The 16377-nt window shown below is 70.3% G+C and carries 14 protein-coding genes and 1 tRNA gene; 3 read left to right on the top strand and 12 right to left on the bottom strand.

Features of this window, described 5'->3' with window-relative positions:
* Positions 1 to 24 precede the first annotated feature (24 nt).
* Entirely contained in the window at positions 25 to 1482 is a 1458-nt protein-coding gene (locus ACZ58X_RS21190; protein ID WP_470335309.1) for an aldehyde dehydrogenase family protein, read from the top strand.
* Between the two features lie 8 nt (positions 1483 to 1490).
* Here ACZ58X_RS21190 and ACZ58X_RS21185 read toward each other — a convergent pair whose 3' ends face one another.
* From ACZ58X_RS21185 to ACZ58X_RS21165, 5 genes are all read right to left on the bottom strand, one after another.
* Positions 1491 to 2051 (bottom strand): Uma2 family endonuclease, encoded by a 561-nt coding sequence (locus tag ACZ58X_RS21185; RefSeq protein WP_470335157.1) that lies wholly within the window; start codon positions 2049 to 2051, stop codon positions 1491 to 1493.
* A 74-nt stretch (positions 2052 to 2125) separates the two neighbouring features.
* Positions 2126 to 3961, bottom strand: a complete 1836-nt coding sequence (locus tag ACZ58X_RS21180; protein ID WP_470335156.1) for a bifunctional metallophosphatase/5'-nucleotidase — start codon at positions 3959 to 3961, stop codon at positions 2126 to 2128.
* Between the two features lie 280 nt (positions 3962 to 4241).
* Positions 4242 to 4742 carry a hypothetical protein gene (locus ACZ58X_RS21175; RefSeq protein ID WP_470335155.1) on the bottom strand — a complete coding sequence of 167 codons (501 nt, stop codon included), beginning with the start codon at positions 4740 to 4742 and terminating at the stop codon, positions 4242 to 4244.
* The gene (locus ACZ58X_RS21170) at positions 4729 to 6384 is read right to left on the bottom strand and encodes an extracellular solute-binding protein (protein ID WP_470335154.1); all 1656 of its coding nucleotides are present in this window, start codon (positions 6382 to 6384) and stop codon (positions 4729 to 4731) included. Before ACZ58X_RS21170 ends, ACZ58X_RS21175 begins: the two co-directional genes overlap by 14 nt.
* On the bottom strand, positions 6381 to 7484 hold the full coding sequence (locus ACZ58X_RS21165; RefSeq protein WP_470335153.1) for a substrate-binding domain-containing protein: 1104 nt from the start codon (positions 7482 to 7484) through the stop codon (positions 6381 to 6383). The genes ACZ58X_RS21170 and ACZ58X_RS21165 overlap by 4 nt, the downstream gene beginning before the upstream one ends.
* A 294-nt stretch (positions 7485 to 7778) precedes the next feature.
* On the opposite strand from ACZ58X_RS21165, the gene pyk reads away from it, so the two are divergent.
* Positions 7779 to 9209, top strand: coding sequence for a pyruvate kinase (gene pyk / locus ACZ58X_RS21160; protein ID WP_470335152.1), 1431 nt, complete (start codon positions 7779 to 7781; stop codon positions 9207 to 9209).
* A 42-nt stretch (positions 9210 to 9251) separates the two neighbouring features.
* Here the strand turns inward: pyk and ACZ58X_RS21155 are convergent, their stop codons facing one another.
* The 3 genes from ACZ58X_RS21155 to ACZ58X_RS21145 all read right to left on the bottom strand — a co-directional run bounded on the left by ACZ58X_RS21155 (position 9252) and on the right by ACZ58X_RS21145 (position 11012).
* On the bottom strand, positions 9252 to 10025 hold the full coding sequence (locus ACZ58X_RS21155) for a transcriptional regulator (RefSeq protein WP_470335151.1): 774 nt from the start codon (positions 10023 to 10025) through the stop codon (positions 9252 to 9254).
* 7 nt (positions 10026 to 10032) lie between these two features.
* Complete coding sequence (locus tag ACZ58X_RS21150) at positions 10033 to 10818, bottom strand: RNA polymerase sigma factor sigma-70 region 4 domain-containing protein (protein WP_470335150.1); 786 nt, start codon at positions 10816 to 10818, stop codon at positions 10033 to 10035.
* Between the two features lie 119 nt (positions 10819 to 10937).
* Positions 10938 to 11012 (bottom strand) — tRNA-Leu (locus ACZ58X_RS21145).
* 138 nt (positions 11013 to 11150) lie between these two features.
* Between ACZ58X_RS21145 and ACZ58X_RS21140 the strand changes: the two genes are divergently transcribed.
* Positions 11151 to 11768 carry an ANTAR domain-containing response regulator gene (locus tag ACZ58X_RS21140; RefSeq protein WP_470335308.1) on the top strand — a complete coding sequence of 206 codons (618 nt, stop codon included), beginning with the start codon at positions 11151 to 11153 and terminating at the stop codon, positions 11766 to 11768.
* A 57-nt stretch (positions 11769 to 11825) separates the two neighbouring features.
* On the opposite strand, the gene ACZ58X_RS21135 is transcribed toward ACZ58X_RS21140, so the two are convergent.
* From ACZ58X_RS21135 to ACZ58X_RS21120, 4 genes are read right to left on the bottom strand one after another with little or no spacing between them, the layout of a single operon-like run.
* Positions 11826 to 12542 (bottom strand): ABC transporter ATP-binding protein, encoded by a 717-nt coding sequence (locus tag ACZ58X_RS21135; protein ID WP_470335149.1) that lies wholly within the window; start codon positions 12540 to 12542, stop codon positions 11826 to 11828.
* Positions 12539 to 13357, bottom strand: coding sequence for an ABC transporter ATP-binding protein (locus tag ACZ58X_RS21130; RefSeq protein WP_375893394.1), 819 nt, complete (start codon positions 13355 to 13357; stop codon positions 12539 to 12541). Before ACZ58X_RS21130 ends, ACZ58X_RS21135 begins: the two co-directional genes overlap by 4 nt.
* 8 nt (positions 13358 to 13365) lie before the next feature.
* Positions 13366 to 15297, bottom strand: coding sequence for a branched-chain amino acid ABC transporter permease (locus ACZ58X_RS21125; RefSeq protein WP_470335148.1), 1932 nt, complete (start codon positions 15295 to 15297; stop codon positions 13366 to 13368).
* Positions 15298 to 15302: 5 nt separating this feature from the next.
* Positions 15303 to 16232: a branched-chain amino acid ABC transporter permease gene (locus ACZ58X_RS21120; protein WP_350505243.1), complete on the bottom strand. Its 930-nt coding sequence runs from the start codon at positions 16230 to 16232 to the stop codon at positions 15303 to 15305.
* Between the last annotated feature and the right edge of the window lie 145 nt (positions 16233 to 16377).

The following is a 16377-nucleotide window of genomic DNA, read 5'->3' as shown; positions in this document are numbered from 1 at the left end:
CAGGTCGGGCACGAGAGGGAACAGATGTCGTACTTCTCCGAGTTGGCGCTGCAGTACATCGACGGCGAATGGTGCAGCGGCAGCGGCTCCTGGGACATCGTCGACGTCGACCCCTACACCGGGGACAAGCTGGCCACCATCACCGTGGCCACCGTCGCCGAGGTCGACCGGGCCTACCGCGCCGCCGAGCGCGCCCAGCGCTCCTGGGCCGCCACCAACCCCTACCAGCGCCGCCTGGTCTTCGAGCGGGCGCTGCGGCTGCTGGAGGAGCGCGAGGGCGAGATCGTCCGGGCCGTGATGGCCGAACTCGGCGGCACCGCGCTCAAGGCCGGCTTCGAACTCTCCCTGGTCAAGGACGTGCTGCGGGAGTGCCTGCACCTGTCGGTGGCCACCGAGGGCCGGCTGCTGCCCTCCCCCGCCCCCGGCAAGGAGAACCGCCTCTACCGGCTGCCGGTCGGCGTGGTCGGTGTGATCAGCCCGTTCAACTTCCCGCTGTTCCTCGCCCTCAAGGCGATCGGCCCGGCGCTCGCGCTCGGCAACGGCGTGGTGCTCAAGCCGCACCAGGAGACCCCGATCGTCGGCGGCAGCCTGATCGCCAAGCTCTTCGAGGACGCGGGCCTGCCGCCCGGCCTGCTGAACGTCGTCATCACCGACATCGCGGAGATCGGCGACAGCTTCCTGGAGCACCCGGTGCCCAAGGTGATCTCCTTCACCGGCTCCGACCAGATCGGCCGGCACGTCGCCACCGTCGCCGCCGCGCACTTCAAGCGGGCGGTGCTGGAACTCGGCGGCAACAGCGCGCTGATCGTCCTGGACGACGCCGACGTCGACTACGCCGTGGACGCGGCCGTGTTCAGCCGCTTCGTCCACCAGGGCCAGGTCTGCATGGCCGCCAACCGGGTGCTGGTGGACCGGCGGGTGCTCGCCGAGTTCACCGAGAAGTTCGTCGCCAAGATCGCCTCGCTGACCGTCGGCGACCCCCGGGACCCGGCCACCCACATCGGCCCGCTGATCAACGCCGTCCAGGCCGACGCGATCAACGCCCAGGTCGACCAGGCCGTCGCCGGCGGCGCCACCGCCCTGCTCCGCGGGGCCACGGCCGGCAGCCTGATGGCGCCCACCGTGCTCACCGGCCTGGCCGAGGACGCGCCCATCCTGCAGCGCGAACTCTTCGGCCCGGTCGTCCTGCTGGTGCCCTTCGACGGCGAGGAGGAGGCCGTCCGGCTGGCCAACCACACGCCCTTCGGGCTCAGCGGCGCGGTGCACACCGCGGACGTCGAGCGCGGGGTGCGGGTCGCCCAGCGGATCGAGACCGGCATGATCCACGTCAACGGCGGGACCATCGCGGACGAGCCCGGGGTGCCGTTCGGCGGGGAGAAGAACTCCGGCGTCGGGCGGCTCAACGGGGAGTACACGGTGGACGCCTTCACCACCGTGAAGTGGATCTCGGTGCAGCACGGGCGGGCGCCGTTCCCGTTCTAGACGGCGGCTCAGGCGGGGTAGCGGACCAGGCCGTCGGTGGCGAGCTTGAAGTCGAAGGGGACCGGGATCGGCACGCGGTCCCCGAACTTGCCGTGCCAGCACTGGTGGTAGCTGCCGTCGGAGGGGTCCGAGTAGAGGGTGATGTCGCCCTCGCGCGGGTCGATCAGGAGGTAGAGCGGGATGCCCATCAGCGGATAGTCGCGGACCTTGCCGACCAGGTCGTTCTCGGGGTTCGACGGGGAGACGATCTCGACCGCGATGGCGGCCTGCTCGGCGGGGGTCGGGTTGCCGGCCGACTCCAGAGGGATGTAGGTGAGGCCGGGGTTGCGCAGCTTTCCCACGTTGGGGGAGGCGAGGTCCGTGTTCTCGCTCGGCATCATGTCGGCCGGCTCGTGTGCCTCGAACTGCCTGCGGACCAGCAGGAGGTTGCGCTGGTGGATCGCGGACGGGCCGGCCATCATGATGATCTCGTCGCCGGAGATCTCGATCTTCCATCCGGCCGGGGGCGTCAGGCTTTGCGCGTACTCGAGCAGCCGGGCGTGGCGGTCGGGAATCGGGAACTCGCTCATGGCTCCATTCTTCCAGCGGGAACGGCACGAAGGCCGTCTGCGCGGGGGCAGACGGCCTTCATGGAAAGGTGTGACTAGAACACCGGCTGGCCGGCGCGGACGAGGCGCCAGGAGTTGGTGAAGAAGTCGGCGGGGTCGATGACGCCCTTGGCCTTGACCCAGGCGATCATGGTGTTGCGGATCTCGTCGGAGTTCGTCCAGACCACCTTGGCGGTGGCGACGTGCGGGAAGTTGCCGCCGCCGTTGGCGCGGTAGTTGTTGACCGCGAACACGAACTGGGCGTTCGGGTCGATCGGCTTGCCCTGGAAGCTGAGGTTGACGATCCGCCGGCCCTTGGGCTGGGCGATGTCGATGTCGTAGCTCAGGCCGTAGACCGAGTCGTAGTTGTAGTCCGGGGTGGTCTCGGCGCCGGTCATGGCGTCCTTGTCGACCGGGGCGCCCGGGGCGAGCTGGTAGTAGTACTTCGCCGAGAACTCCAGGTAGTCCTTGAGCTGGGCGCCCGTCAGGATGCGGGCCTCCAGGGTGTTCTCGTAGATGTACAGGCCGGCCGCGTCGCGCAGCTTGACCTGGCCGGACGGGATCAGCGCGGTGCGGTTGAACGGGGCGGCCTGGGCCAGGACCGGGAGGTTGGCGTACTGCCCGCCCGCCAGCGCGGTCCTGACGGCGTCGGCCTGGACCTTGCCGATCAGGTCGATGATCGGGGTGGCCTTGAACCGGGCGTCGGCGATCGACAGCTCGATCTTGCTGGTGCCGATGTTCTGGTTGACGTACGCGACGACCTTCTTGTGCTGGCCGACGATGGCGTCGCTGATCTCCGGGTTCTCCGGCACGGTGTTGGAGTTCAGCACCCGGGAGGAGACCGAGGCGACCTTCCAGTGGCCGTCGACGAACTCGACCTCGAAGTCGAAGCAGCTCAGGCGCTGGCCCCAGCAGAGCGGCTCGGAGAGCACGACCGTCCTGCCGGTCTTCTTGTTGACGATGAGGCGCTGCGCGACCTCCTTGTGGGTGTGGCCCACCAGCACCGCGTCGATGTCCGCGACGGTCTCGGCCATCTCGCCGGACGCGTCCTCGGGCCAGGGCAGCTGGTCGCCGTAGGTGGTCGGCTCGTCGATGCCGGAGTGGGCGGAGACCACGATGACGTCCGCGCCCGCGGCCTTCATCCGGGGCACGTACTTGGCGGCGGTCTCGACGATGCCCGGGAAGACCATCTGCCCGGCCACGTTGGCCTTGTCCCAGATCGCGATGCCGGGGTTGGTGAGGCCGAGGATGCCGACCTTGATCGGGGTGTCCTCGTCCAGCCACACCTCCTTGATCACGTACGGCTTGAAGGCCGGCTTCTCGTTCTTCGCGTGCAGGGCGTTGGCGCCGAGCAGCGGGAACTCCAGCTGGTCCTCGAAGGCCTTCACGGTGGGGATGCCGTAGTTGAACTCGTGGTTGCCGAGCGCGGCGGCGTCGTAGCCCATGAGGTTCATGGCGACCGCCATCGGGTGGTCCGGCACGTTGTCGCCGTCGGTGGCGATCGGCTCGACCCGGGCGTAGTAGTAGGACAGCTGGGTGCCCTGGATGATGTCGCCCGAGTCGATGAGCAGGCAGCGGTCCCAGCCCTTCTCCTCGCGGACCTGGTTGGCCAGCGTGGAGATCTTGGCGAGGCCGACCGCGTTGTGGGCCTTGTCGACGTACTCGGCGTCGGTGAAGTAGTCCCAGTTGAGCACCCGGCCGTGCAGGTCGGTGGTGCCCATGACGGTGAAGGCCTGGCGGCGGGGCTGCTTCTTCCTGCCCTTGGCGGCCGCCGTGTCCGGCTCGGCGGCCGCGGCGGCGGGGGCGGCGGCGACGACGGCTCCGCCGGTCAGGGCGGCGCCGGCGGCGGTGGCGGCGGACCGGGTGACGAAGTCACGGCGGTTCAGCGGCATGGACGACTCTCCCGAGTGGGGAACGACGGCGGATGGGCCGTCAACGTGTGTGCAGATGAGGTGCGTGGCGCGTCGGCGAGAGCGGTGACGCGCGTAGAAGGACGCGCGTAGAAGTGTGCCGTGCGGGCCGGGCCGCTGGATAGCCCTCGGACGTTTCCAACGGGTGAGATCTTGGCGACTCGTTCGTGTCCGGGGTGGGCGGAGAAAGGGGTGGTATGGGGCGGGAGGGTCGATTTCCGGCCACCCCGCCCCTGCCTTCCGGCCGGTCGGTCGACTTCGGTCAGCCCAGTTCGGCGGACAGCTGCTTCACCTCGCGGCCCAGCTGCGCCGCCGGGTCCGGCGCGTCCGGCTCCGCCCACGGCAGCCAGGCGCGAGCCCGTAGGTAGCCGTCCACCGCGACCGGCAGGCGGTGCCGGACGATCGGATCGGCCACCGGGCCGGGACCGGCCTCGCGCAACGCCACCAGCAGGGCGTCCACCCCGGCGGAAGCGGGCAGCGGGACGGTCTCCAGATAGGCGGCCAGCCCGTCCAGTTCGGGGTGCGCCGGAGGCGGCGGGGGCGGCGGTGGCGGCGGAGGAGGGGGCGGTGGCGGCGGGCCCGGCGTCAGCAGGGCGCCGACGCCGTACAGGCCCGCCACCACCCCCGGCCACCAGGACCCGCCCAGGCCCGCGAAGTGCAGCCCCAGCCCGATGGCGCCGCCCCCGCAGCCGACCAGGTTCCTGGTCGACTCCAGGTAGCCCAGCAGCAGCCGACCGAACCCGGCCCCGTTACTGGTAGCCACGGATCTCCTCGAACACCCCGTCCAGCGAACCCCCGCCGTCGAAGAGCTTGCCCCCGCTGACGTCCGCGATCCCCTGCAACTGGCTCACCGCCGCCTCCCCGAACTTGATCGGGAACACCGGGATCGACTTCTCCGCCGACGGCAACCCGTCGTGGAAGCGCTTGAAGTCCCCGTCCGTCGCGCCCTCGTTGCTCTCCCCGTCCGTCATCAGCACGATCGACGTGAACCGGTCGTCCCCCGCCGCCTTCTGCTGCGCCTCGATCACCCGGTACGCCTGCTCCAGCGAGTCGTACAGCGCCGTACCGCCCTCGGCCCGCAGCGACTGGACGTCGGCGTTGATCGCCGCCAGTTCGGACTCCGGACCGGGCTGGCTGCCCGAGGCCGGGACGACATGGGTCCTCGACCACTTCACCGAGGACGCGAAGGAGAGCAGCGTGACCTCCTCGCGGTCCCGGAAACGGCGCAGCCCCCGGGTGTCGTCCGTACCGGTCAGCCGGCCCAGCGCCGCCTTGAGCGAGGCCAGCCGCTGGCCGTCCATCGAACCCGAGGTGTCCAGCACGTACACCGTCCGGGACGGGCGGCGCAGCTCGTTCTGGTACGAGGCCAGCAGGCCGTCCGCCACCGCCCGGGTACCCGGGAACGGCAGCTCGCGGCGGCGGTCGGCGGGCAGCCCCGCCGCCGGGGCCACCCCCGCCGTCACCGGGCGCCGCAGCGTCAGCTCCGAGATGCGCCTCTGCACGTCCTCCTTCAACAGGTAGCCGACCAGCCGCTGGAAGGACTCCCGCTCGCCCTGCCCCGCCGAGGACAGCAGCGACAGCGGGTAGTCCGCCGACACCACGCCGTCCACCGGGCGCACCACCGTCAGCCGCTGGTCCGCGGGCAGCGTTTGATTCAGCGACAGCAGCACCGACTCGTAGTTCACCAGGGCGCCGACCCGGCCCGGCTCGGCCTTGGCGTAGGCCTGCGCCAGCCACCCCGAGGAACCCGAGGTCAGCTTCTGGCCGGTGAAGAACTGCTTCAACTGCGGCGTCGCCTTCTGCACGTCCGCCGAGGTCAGTGCCGCGCCCGCGCCGGAGAACGCCGAGGCCACCGCGACCAGGGCGGAGAAGCCGGAGTTGGAGCGCGACGGGTCGGACATCCCGTACGACAGCTTCCCGGCCGCGGCCGCATCGCCGATCTGCGCCCAGGTGACCTTCGAACCGTCCCCCCAGCCGAGGTCGGCGAGGACGGAGGAGCGCACCCCCACGGCCACCGGGGAGACCATCACCGGGGTCTCCGACAGCACCTTGGACTTGCCCGCCGGGTCCAGCCGCAGGTACTGGTTCGACGGGAACCAGACCGCGTCGTACTTGCCGTCCGCCCGCCCGGCGGAGATGGCGTCCGCGCCGTCCAGCGTGCCGCCGTACGCCAGTTGGACCGTCACCCCGGTCGCCTTCCGCGCGTCGTCCAGGACCGGTTGCAGGTCCTGGAGTTCACTGCCGGCCAGGACGCGCAGCACCCCGGGGCGCGCGGTCTCGGCCAGCGAGCCGGTCGGGTTCGGCGCGGGCGCCGGGGCGGGAGAGGAGGTGCAGGCGGTCACCGCGGCCAGCACCGCCGCCAGGACGGCGGCCAGCCGGGCGGGCCGCTTCGTCAGGAGGTTCACTTCGGGCTCCCCTTCGCCGCCTTGGTCAGCTTGGTCAGGTTCTCCAGCGACGGGACGGTCGCCTGCTTCACCCTCGCCGCGTTCAGGTCCTGGGCGAAGACCGGCTGCCTGACGTCCTTCACCCGGTCGGCGAAGGCGCCGCTGCCCGCCTGCGGACGGAAGCCGAACCGGACCTCCAGGGCGCGCAGCGCCTCGTCGTTCTGCAGCAGTCCGGCGAGCTTCCGGCCGTTCTGGGTGCGGGCGATGATGGTGTGGTCGGAGTAGGCCGTGGTGTCCGGATACATCACCACCATGTCCCCGGTCGGCTGGCCCTGGACGGCCATCGCGGCGACCTGCGACTCGTAGCCGAAGATCAGCGGGTTGCCCACCCCGGCCAGGAAGTCCCGGAACGGCTCGTCGCTGCTGCTCTTCTGGCCGCCCTGCAGCGCGGTCGCCTGGTACAGGACCGGCCGGGCGGCCTCGACCCCGGCGTCGTCGGAGACCACCAGGTTGTTGTTCAGGACGTACGACAGCAGCGCGATGTACAACGCCCCCGAGGAGGAACTCTCCGGATCGGTGGTGGTGACGAAGACCGGGCCCGACAACTCCCCGTGGCTCCCCGCGCCCGCCAGGTCCTGCCACTTGCGCCCGGCCTTGAGGGCACGGACGTACTCGTCCATCCGGAACGTCCACACACCGGTCGAATCGTCCTTCGCGGCCAGGTTGCTGTCCTTGAGGATCTGCGCGACCGGCGCGTGCGCCACCACCACCAGCGGTGAGTAGAACGGCACCAGCGGCGAGTCCTGCAACCCCCAGTCGCGCTGGATCTCCCGGGCCGGCGCGGTGCTCGCCGGGAACGCGAAGTCCAGCCCGGAACTGCTCCTCGCCTGCTCGCTCATCGTCCACGAACCGGTCGAGTCGGCGTGCACCTCCACCCCCTGCTTCGCCAACTCGGCCTTCACCTCGGCGTTCTCGAAGAAGCTCCGCTTCTCCGAACCGATCAGCCCGGTGACCGTGACCGTCTTCGTCGGGCCGGTCCCGGCGTCCTCCGGGACCAGCGCGTACGTCACCCCGCCCAGCAGGGCCAGGGCCGCGAGCACCCCCAGAGCGCGTCGTCTCATCGCGAGCGCCTCCCCCTCGTTGCTCCGCCACCCGGATGCGGTCACCCGGGGGTGACGAGCGTCCCGCCGGGCGGGGAGCACGGGCGGAAGGCGCGGTGAACCGGGGGTGAACACCGTTTCACGGAATCGCATCGGAAGAGGGGCTCCGGGAGGGCGCCCGAACAACCCTCGACGAACCCCTCGCACACCGGTCCGAGGAAGTGTCAGATTGTTCAACTCGCCTTACGACAAAGGTCATCCCGCAGTCCGGACCCGCGTCGAGGTTACGCGCCGGTAATGCCTACCCTCAGCAGTATGCGCCGAGCAAAAATCGTCTGCACCCTCGGGCCGGCCACCGACTCGTACGACCAGATCAAGACCCTGGTCGACGCCGGAATGGACGTCGCCCGCTTCAACCTCAGCCACGGCACCCACGCCGAACACGAGGAACGCTACCGTCGCGTCCGCAAGGCCGCCGACGAGACCGGCCGGAGCGTCGGCGTCCTCGCCGACCTCCAAGGCCCGAAGATCCGACTCGACACCTTCGCCCACGGGCCCGTACTCCTCGAACGCGGCGACGAGTTCACCATCTCCACCGACAACGGCGTCGTGGGGGACAAGGACATCTGCGGCACCACCTACGCCGGCCTCGCCGGCGACGTCAGCCGCGGCGAACGCATCCTCGTCGACGACGGCCGCGTCACCCTCGAAGTCGTCGCCGTCGACGGACCACGGGTGCGATGCCTCGTCATCGAAGGCGGACTCGTCTCCGACCACAAGGGCCTCAACCTCCCCGGCGTCGCCGTCTCCGTCCCCGCACTCAGCGACAAGGACGTCGCCGACCTGCGGTGGGCGCTGCGCACCGGCGCCGACCTGATCGCGCTCTCCTTCGTCCGCACCGGGCGCGACATCGAGGACGTGCACCGGGTGATGGCCGAGGAGGGGCGGTACGTCCCGGTCATCGCCAAGATCGAGAAGCCGCAGGCGGTCGAGAACCTCGACTCCATCGTGGACGCCTTCGACGGCATCATGGTGGCCCGCGGGGACCTGGGCGTGGAGATGCCCCTCGAACAGGTCCCGCTGGTCCAGAAGCGCGCCATCAAGCTGGCCAGGCGCAACGCCAAGCCCGTCATCGTGGCGACCCAGATGCTCGACTCGATGATCAACGCCTCCCGGCCCACCCGCGCCGAGGCCTCCGACGTCGCCAACGCCGTCCTCGACGGGACGGACGCGGTGATGCTCAGCGGCGAGACCTCGGTCGGCAAGTTCCCGATCGAGACGGTCAAGACCATGGGCCGGATCATCGAAGCCGCCGAGAACGACATCCTGGCCGCCGGACTGCCCCCGCTGACCACCGGCAGCAAGCCGCGGACCCAGGGCGGCGCCGTCGCCCGCGCGGCCGCCGAGATCGGCGACTTCCTGCACGCCAAGTACCTGATCGCCTTCACCCAGTCCGGCGACACCGCCCGGCGGCTCACCCGCTACCGCTCGCCCATCCCGGTGCTCGCCTTCACCTACGAACCGGCCGTGCGCAGCCAACTCGCCCTCACCTGGGGCGTGGAGACCTTCCTCGGCCCCTTCGCCCCGACCACCGACCAGATGGTCGAACAGGTCGACGCGGCCCTGCTCTCCCTCGGCCGCTGCCAGAAGGGCGACATCGTCGTCATCACCGCCGGCTCCCCGCCCGGCCTGGCCGGCTCCACCAACCTCGTCCGCGTCCACCACGTGGGGACCCTGGACGACTGACGTTGCTCAGGCGGCGCGGCCCTGCCAGGGGTCGCGCCGCTGTCAGTACTTGGGACCGATGTGGGCGTCCATGAGGGCGACGGAGTCCTTGCGGGCGACGGAGATGTTGGTGGCGCCGGTCGCGCGCGGAGCGGCCTTCCAGGCGACGCCGACGGCGTCGAGGGTGGCGGTGAAGAGGCCGATGATGTCGGTCGAGGTGTTGGTGAAAAAGTACCGCGGGTACTCGTAGCGCTTCGTGACGCCACCGACGGTGCGGGTCGCCCAGTTGGTGATGCGGCAGCCGTCGGAGTGGATGAGGCCGCGCAGGAACTCCCACGGGTGGGCGTCCACGATCTCCTGCTGCCAAGGCGCGAGGGAGATCGACCGCAGGTGCTTCGGGCCGGGGCCGTGCTGGGGGAAGAGGCAGGGCCAGTGCTTGCTGGTGCTCACGACGCTGGTGCAGCCGGGCGCGCGGACGCGGTTGACCTTGTTGTGCGGCATGACGGCGGAGACGGCCCGCTCGCACTCGTCGATGAGGCCGGGCCAGGCGTCGCAGCAGGCGATGCGGAGGGCGTGGACCTTGCGGCGGCCCTCGCTGATGCAGCCGTCGCCGAGGTAGAGGCCGAGCAGGTAGGCGTACTCCGCGCGTGGGCGGGATGGGTCGAGCCGGCCGTCGCGGACCGGGCACTCGGCGGTCATGCGAGGGCTGGGGACTGTGCCGGACGCCCACTCGCGGATCGCGAAGCGGGAGATGCCCGTCGCGCGGCTGACCTGGCTGAACGTCAGGCCTGATGCGTGGAGGTCGAGCGCGCGCCGACGCGTGGCCATGTCGTACATGGCGTTGTCAGGACTTGGGGCCGATGTGGGCGTCCATCGGGGCGACGGAGTCCTTGCGGGCGACGGAGATGTTGACCTGGCCGGTCGGGCGGGGGGTCGATGCCTTCCACTGGACACCGACGGCGTCGAGGGTGGCGGTGAAGAGGCCGATGATGTCGGTCGAGGTGTTGGTGAAGAAGAACCGCGGGTACTCGTGGCGCTTCGTGACGCCGTTGACGGTGCGGGTCGCCCAGTTGGTGATGCGGCAGCCGTCGGAGTGGATGAGGCCGCGCAGGAACTCCCAGGGGTGGGCGTCGACGATCTCCTGCTGCCAGGGCTCCAGGGCTATCGTGCGTTCGTGCTTCTTGCCCGGTCCGTGGTGGGGGAAGTAGCACGGCAGGTGCTTCGAGTACACCTTGACGTTGTGGCAGCCAGGGCACCGCACGCGGCAAGGCGTGAGAACGGGAAAGACCTGCCGCATGGCCGTCTCGACGGCATCCATGATCCCTGGCCACTTGTCGTCACAGGTTATGAAGAGGCTGGGGACTCGGTGCTGCTTCGGGTGGCTGATGTGGCCGTCGCCCAGGTGGAGACCGAGCAGGTATGAGTAGGCGGGGCGATTCAGGTCGCAGCCGCCGCAGTGCATACAGGTGGAGTGCTTGCGGCCGGGAAGTTCGCCTCGCTTGGCGAGGTCCCTGTGTTTCCACCAGGAGACCGTCCCGACGGGAACTCCAAGGCGGCGGGCGGTCTCGGAGGTGCCTGTGCCACGCCGCAGGAGGTGGACGGCTTGTTCGCGCACGGAGAGCTCGTACATGTGGCCGAGCGTGCACGAAGTTCTTGGGCGCATCAGGAAAATGCCCGGATCTTCACCCGGTTGGGCGAAGATCGCCAACCATTGTCTGGCTGGCGGACTCCTTCGATTCGAAGGAAAAGTGCCCCGAGTGGGATTCGAACCCACACTGTATGGTGTTTGAGACCATCGCCTGCTGCCGATTGGGCTATCGGGGCCTACGATTCGAAGGCGATTGCCTTCGCGTCGTGTCTCAAACATACCGTGTCTAGGTACCCTCGTGCATGCAGTACCCCGCCGGAACTAGGAGCCCAGTGAGCACCGCCGACGAGCAGGCACAGCCGCTTGAGACCGATATGCCCCAGATCACCCGGATCGTGATCGCCGAGGACGAGGCGCTGATCCGTCTCGACCTGAAGGAGATGCTGGAGGAGGAGGGGTACACCGTCGTCGGTGAGGCCGGGGACGGGGAGACGGCGGTGCGGCTCGTCGAGGAGCTCAAGCCGGATCTGGCGATCTTCGACGTGAAGATGCCGATCCTGGACGGGCTCTCCGCCGCCGAGCAGATCCACGAGAAGCACCTGGCGCCGGTGCTGATGCTGACCGCGTTCTCGCAGCGGGAGCTGGTGGACCGGGCGCGGGACGCGGGGGCGATGGCGTACATCGTGAAGCCGTTCTCGAAGTCGGACCTGGTGCCGGCGATCGAGATGGCGGTGTCGCGGTACACCGAGATGCGGGAGCTGGAGAAGGAGATCGGGGATCTCACCCAGCGGCTGGAGACCCGGAAGCTGGTGGACCGCGCCAAGGGCGTGCTGCAGACGAAGTTCGGGCTGAACGAGCCGGCTGCCTTCCGGTGGATCCAGAAGACCTCGATGGACCGGCGGATGACGATGGCGGCGGTGGCCGAGGCGGTCATCGAGGAGGGCGAGGCCCAGGACCGCAAGAAGGCGGAAGAGGGCGACAAGGGCGAGTAGCGCGCAGGCGAAGGGCCCGGCGGATCGGATCCGCCGGGCCCTTCCGCGTGTGCGGGCTCAGTCCTCGCCGAGGTAGGCCTTGCGGACGGACTCGTCGTGGAGGAGGTCGGCGCCCGTCCCGGAGAGGACGACGCGGCCGGTCTCCATGACGTAGCCGCGGTCGGAGAGCGACAGGGCGGCCTGGGCGTTCTGTTCGACCAGCAGGATGGTCGTACCGGACGCCTTGAGTTCGACGATGGTGGACATGATCTTCTGCATCATCAGCGGGGAGAGGCCCATCGAGGGCTCGTCCAGCATGAGCAGCTTGGGCTGGGACATCAGGGCCCGGCCCATGGCGAGCATCTGCTGCTCGCCGCCGGACAGCGTGCCGGCGGCCTGCTTGCGGCGTTCGCCGAGGATCGGGAAGAGGGTGTAGGCCCGTTCCACGTCGGACTGGATGCCGGCGGTGTCGGTGCGCAGGAAGGCGCCGAGGAGGAGGTTCTCCTCGATGGTCATGCGCGGGAAGATATGCCGGCCCTCGGGGGAGTGGGCGAGGCCGAGGGCGACGATCTTGTGGGCGGGGACGGTGGAGAGGTCCTGGCCGTCGAAGGTGATCCGGCCGGCGGTGGGCTTGAGGAGGCCGGAGAGGGTGCGCAGGGTGGTGGTCTTGCCGGCGCCGTTGGTGCCGATGAGGGTGGTGACCTCGCCCTGTTCGACGGTGAAGCTGATGCCCTTGACGGCTTCGATCTTGCCGTAGGCGACGCGGAGGTCCTCGACCTCGAGGAGTGCGGTCACTTGGGGTCCTCCGGTGTTGCGGGGGTTTCGAGCGGGGCGCCGAGGTAGGCGGTGATGACGCGTTCGTCGTTCTGGACGGTCTCGCGGTCGCCTTCGACGATCTTCTGGCCCTGGACGAGCACGGCGGTGCGGTCGCAGAGGTTGAAGATGAACCGCATGTCGTGCTCGATGACGAGGATGGAGATGCCGCGGTCGCGGATGGCGAAGACGAGTTCCTCGGCGGCGCGGGTCTCCTGGGGGTTCATGCCCGCTGTGGGTTCGTCGAGGAGCAGCAGGCCGGGGTCGGAGGCGAGGGCGCGGGCGATCTCCAGCTTGCGCTGTTCGCCGTACGGGAGGTTGCGGGCGAGGTGGTCGGCCTTTTCGGCGAGGCCGGTGAAGGCGAGGAGTTCCATGGCCTTCTCGCGGCTCTCGGCTTCGGCGCGGTGGTAGCGGGGGCCGCGGAGGATGGCGGCGAAGATGCCTTCCTTGGTGCGGCTGTGCCGGCCGACGAGGACGTTCTCCAGGACGGTCATGTTGGCGAAGAGCCGGATGTTCTGGAAGGTGCGGGCGATGCCGGCCTGGGTGACGAGGTGGGGTTTGGGGGGCAGTTGGGTGCCGCGGTAGCGGACGGTGCCCTCGGTGGGGACGTAGAGGCCGGTGAGGCAGTTGAAGAAGGTGGTCTTGCCGGCGCCGTTGGGGCCGATGAGGCCGATGATCTCGCCCTCGCCGACGGTGAGGGAGACGTCGTTGACGGCGGTGAGGCCGCCGAAGCGCATGGTGACGCCGGTGACGTCGAGCAGGGGCGTTGCGGTGGGTGGCGTTGCGGTGGTGGTCATCTGGCGCGTCACGCCCCTGCCTTGGTGAGTGCGCCCGGTTCGCCGGTGGGCTGGGCCGGGATGGCGGCTTCGTGGAACTCGAGTTGGCGGCGCCGGTTGGGGATGAGTCCTTCGGGGCGGACGCGCATCAGGACGATGAGGGCGGCGCCGAAGGCGAGGAGCTGGTAGTCGGAGAGGAACTCCAGCTTCTTGGGGATGAGGAAGAGGAGGGTGGCGCCGGCCAGCGGGCCGCTGATGGTGCCCATGCCGCCGAGGATGACGGCGGCGAGCAGGAAGGCGGAGTTCGGCGGGAGGGCTTCGGCGAAGGTGTACTGGTCGGGGGTGACGGTGTAGCTGACGTGGGCCTGGACGGTGCCGGCCAGGCCGGCCAGGCAGGCGCCGAGGGCGAAGGCGAGCAGCTTGAGGCGGAAGCCGTTGATGCCCATGGCCTCGGCGGCGGTCTCGTCCTCGCGGATGGCGACCCAGGCGCGGCCGATGCGGGAGTTGCCGACGCGGGCGAAGATCAGCACGACGAGGGCGGTGACCAGCAGCATCAGCAGGTAGTAGTTGGAGAAGCGGCCGAGTTCGATGCCGCCGACGGTGTGCGGCTTGCCGAGGTCGAAGCCGAAGATCTCCAGGTCGGGGATGCGCGGGATGCCGTTGGAGCCGTTGGTGATCTTGGGGCCGGTGGTGCCGTTGAGGTTGAGCATGGTGATGCGGAAGATCTCGCCGAAGCCGAGGGTGACGATGGCGAGGTAGTCGCCGCGCAGCCGCAGGGTGGGGGCGCCGATCAGCACGCCGAAGACCATGGAGACGGCGGCGCCGGTGAGCATCGCGGCCCAGAACGGGAACTGGACGTGGATGGGCGAGGCGGGGGAGCCGGAGACCAGGGCGGCGGCGTAGGCGCCGACGCCGAGGAAGGCGACGTACCCGAGGTCGAGCAGGCCGGCCAGGCCGACGACGATGTTGAGGCCCAGGGCGACGGTGGCGAAGATCAGGATGTTGGTGGCGACCGAGGTGTACTGGTCGCTGCTCTGGGTGAAGGGGAAGCTGGCGGCGGCGGCGAACGCGGCGCCGGTGGTGACCGGGCGGTACTTGACGGTCAGGGCGCGCAGCCGGCCGAGCAGTCCGGACTTGGCGAGGGCGGCGATCGAGGGGGCGGCGAGCAGCAGGTAGCCGATGAAGAGCTCGCCGTACTCGGTGTCGATGCCGAAGGTGATCGCGTACAGGCCGAGTCCGAAGGCCAGGACGATGAGCAGGACCTCGACCCAGGAGGGGAGTCGGCGGGCCGCGGGGAGCGGGCGCTCGACGGTGCCGAGGCGGATCCGGCTGTTGGCGAGGTGGCCGAGCTGGAGCAGCAGGACGACGCCGGCCGCGATGGCGAGGGCGCCGGCCAGGGCGGTCGTCACCGGGGCGACGGGCTGGTCGTCCGGGATGGCGTGGGCGGCGAACCAGCCGATGGGGGCGGCGGGGACGAGCAGGAAGAGCCGCTTGTCGAGGATCCGCAGCGGGACGGCGGTGCGCCGGTCGAGCGGGAGGCCGAGGGCGCCGATGACGCCGAGCAGGCCGCCGGCGGCGAGGACCCAGCCGCCGGGTTCGAGGTTGGCGAGGCCGCCGAGTTCGACCGAGATGGCGGTGACGGAGTAGGCGGCGACGGCGAGGGCGCCGGTGGCGGCGAACAGGACGGCGTTGTTGCTGCGGCTGGGGGCGGCCCAGCGCAGGCCGGGGACGCCCTGGGCGGCGAGCAGCAGGACCAGGGTGAGGATGCCGGCGACGACGGCGAGCCACTGGAGTCCGGCCGGGGAGCCGTAGTAGGTGAGGTCGCCGGGGAAGTCGCTGGTCCAGGTCCAGGACATGGCGGCGGAGGCGGCGGTGAGCAGGGCGCCGAGGCCGGTGAGGGCGGTGGCGGCGGTGGCGGGCAGGGGGATGACCGGGGTGGTCTCGGTGCTGGTGGTGGTCATGGTGGTCACGCCCTGTCCGAGACGCGCTCGCCGAGCAGGCCTTGGGGCCGGACGAGGAGCACGAGGATGAGGAGTACGAAGGCCCAGACGTCCTTCCAGGCGCCGCCACCGAAGAGGTGCATGCCGGGCAGGTGCTGGATGTAGCCGGTGGCGAGGGCTTCGGCGAGGCCGAGGGCGAGGCCGCCGAGCATGGCGCCGTAGATGTTGCCGATGCCGCCGAGGACGGCGGCGGTGAAGGCCTTGAGGCCGAGGATGAAGCCCATCCGGAAGTCGACCTGGCCGCTGCGCAGTCCGTAGGCGACGGCGGCGACGGCGGCGAACGCGGCGCCGATGGCGAAGGCCATGACGATGATGCGGTCGGTGTCGATGCCCATCAGCTTGGCGGTGTCCGGGTCCTGGCTGGTGGCCTGCATGGCGCGGCCGGAGCGGGTGCGGGTGACGAACCAGCCGAGGGCGAGCATGCACAGCGGGGCGGCGATGATCAGGAAGATGTCGCTGCGCTGGATGGTGACGGAGCCGAGGCTGAACGGGTCGCCGGGGATCTTGGGGAAGACCCGGGCCTTCTTGGCGTCGGGGTAGAAGGAGAAGACGAGCTGCTGGAGGAAGATGGACAGCCCGATCGCGGTGATCAGGGGGGCGAGCCGGGGGGCGTTGCGCAGCGGCCGGTAGGCGAAGCGCTCGGCGGCGACGGCGGTGAGGGTGGAGACCAGGATGCCGGCGATCAGCATGAGGGGTAGGGCCAGCCACAGGGTGGTGCCGCCGGGGAGGGCGAGGTAGGCGGTCAGGGCGCCGAAGCCGCCGACCATGACGATCTCGCCGTGGGCGAAGTTGATGAGCTGGACGATGCCGTAGACCATCGTGTAGCCGATCGCGACGAGTCCGTAGAGGGCGCCGAGGATCAGGCCGTTGGCCAGCTGCTGCGGTAGGTCGTGCACCGCTGGGCCTCCGTAGTGCGTTCGGGGGTGTCCGCGTGGGTGGTGGATGTGGGGGCGGGGGGGGGGGGGGGGGGGGGGGGGGGGGGGGGGGGGGGGGGGGGGGGGGGGGGGGGGGGGGGGGGGGGGGGGGGGGGGGGGGGGGGGG

Source organism: Kitasatospora sp. NPDC040550, from assembly GCF_055594965.1.
The sequence above is the reverse complement of the archived record's forward strand: the minus strand, read 5'-3'. Positions and strand labels throughout refer to the sequence as shown.